The organism is Paenacidovorax caeni (assembly GCF_001298675.1).
In the GTDB taxonomy this organism is placed as follows: Bacteria; Pseudomonadota; Gammaproteobacteria; order Burkholderiales; family Burkholderiaceae_C; genus Paenacidovorax; species Paenacidovorax caeni.
In genome coordinates, this window is record NZ_CYIG01000134.1 from 1 (window position 1) to 628 (window position 628).

Consider the following 628-nt stretch of genomic DNA (forward strand, 5'->3'; position numbering starts at 1 on the left):
AGGCCATCGCGGACGACTGGCTAACCCAGTACAACGAGTACCGACCGCATGACGCCCTGGGTGGCGTGCCGCCCAAGCAGTTCATGCCCAGATTGATCACCACAACCGCCGCAGACTCTGGAAATCAACTGTCTGCTTGACAGGGGAGCTTACGTATTAATAAGAGCACATTGTTGACATTGCGAGGGTGGTACTGCAGCCCTCTAATGTGGTGTCTCAAAAGTAAGCATCAAATAATGGCCTCTCCGGAGATGGGGCACCACCGACCTTACGATCTCCCTCTCCTCCTTCAGCCGTAAGTCGAATCCACCATGCTGACCTTTGATGAAGCCCTTGCAACTCTTCCTGCCGGAGCATTACCAACCGTCTTGCTCGGCAATGGGTTCTCCCAGGCTTGGAACGCGGCGATTTTCAACTACGCGAGCTTGTTTCAGGTCGCGAACTTTGGCGATCGCGATGTTCAGATAAGGACGCTGTTTGAGCGCCTGAACACGTGGGATTTTGAAGCGGTGATGCGCACGCTGCTCTCGGCGGAACTGGTCGGTGAGGTGCATGGATTCGATCAAGGTGTCATTGACACGATAAAGAGCGACCAAGCGATCCTAAAGGAGGCGCTTCTGACTGCGGT

2 protein-coding genes are annotated in these 628 nt (G+C 54.6%); both read left to right on the plus strand.

From position 1 onward, the window contains the following. Positions 1–5: 5 nt before the first annotated feature. Complete coding sequence (locus tag BN2503_RS21430) at positions 6–140, plus strand: integrase core domain-containing protein (RefSeq protein WP_233495069.1); 135 nt, start codon at positions 6–8, stop codon at positions 138–140. Between the two features lie 171 nt (positions 141–311). Then, a partial coding sequence (locus BN2503_RS19100; protein WP_148639794.1) for a DUF4917 family protein occupies positions 312–628 on the plus strand: 317 nt, incomplete at its 3' end.